At 73.1% G+C, this 1253-nt stretch carries 1 protein-coding gene; it reads left to right on the top strand.

Going from position 1 to position 1253, the window contains the following annotated elements; translation table 11 throughout:
* Positions 1 to 1253 (top strand): DUF222 domain-containing protein (locus QT979_RS28860; RefSeq protein ID WP_333312389.1); only part of this gene is annotated, 1253 nt, incomplete at both ends.

Genomic DNA, 1253 nt, shown 5'->3' with positions numbered 1-1253 from the left:
TGACGTGCTCGGGTGGGTGCCGCCGGTGCCGGATGAGGTGGATCTGGTGACCGAGGTGGCCGGGATGCTGGCGGTGTTCGCCGCGCAGCAGCTGGAGCGGGTGGACGCGCTGCGTCGTCACGCGCTGGCAGACGCGTCCCGGTACGGGGGTGGCGCGGCGGGGATCGTGGAGCGGTCGGTGCGGTTGGAGCTGGCCGCCGCGCTGCGGGTCACCGAGCACGCCGCGGGGATGCTGCTGGATCGTGCCGAAGCGCTCGTGCACCGCTACCCCGCCGCGCTGGACGCCCTGGGCCGGGGGCGGGTGACCGAGCAGCACACCCGGGTGCTGGTGGAACTGCTCGATGCCACCACCCTGGAGGTGCGGGACCGGGTGAGCGGGCGGGCGGTGCAGCTGGCCGAAGAACTCCCCGTGGGGTCGTTCCGGCGGGCGCTGCGCCGGCTGATCGAGACCGAGGAATCCGCCACCCTCACCCAGAGGCACCTCGCCGCGCTCGAGGGGCGGCGGGTGGTGATCGAACCGGCCGGAGACGGCATGGCGTGGCTGCACGCGCTGCTGCCCGCCGTGGAAGCCCACGCCATCCACTCCCGCCTCACCGCCATGGGCAGCACGATCACCGGCCGAAACACCCGCGACAGCCGCAACCACCACGACACCACCCCGCACGACGACACCGCCGGCGCGCGCGACGTCACGGCCGAGACCGAGCAGGACCCGGCCGGCACCGTGGTCGATGGGCGGACGCTGGATCAGGTGCGCGCCGACGTGCTGTGCGATCTGCTCATCGAGGGCACCATGACCGGTCACCCGGCCGAGGCCTCCGCCATCCGCGCCACCGTCGCCGTCACCGTCCCCGCCCTCGCCCTCCTCACCGAAGACGACACCACCCGCCACGCCGCAGGCCTTCCCCCCGCGACCGTGGAAGGGCTCGGCCCGATACCACTGACCGTCGCGAAGCAACTGTGCGGGAGTGCCGACCAGGACTGGATGCGGGTGCTCACGCACCCCGAAACCGGGATCGTCCTCTCCGTCGGCCGCACCCGCTACCGACCCCCCGCCTCCCTGCGCCGCCTCATCCGATGGCGCGCCGACCGATGCATGGCCCCCGGCTGCAGCATCCCCGCCCACCGCTGCCAGATCGACCACAACATCGCCTGGGAACACGGCGGCCCCACCGCCCTCGACAATCACGCGCCCCTGTGCCAAGGCCACCACACCATCAAGCACCACGGCGGCTGGACCATCCAACACCTCC

Origin of the sequence: Microcoleus sp. w2-18bC1 (genome assembly GCF_036700365.1) — a bacterium.
Taxonomy (GTDB): Bacteria; Cyanobacteriota; Cyanobacteriia; order Cyanobacteriales; family Microcoleaceae; genus Microcoleus.
This window is presented reverse-complemented; position numbering and strand designations above follow the sequence as displayed.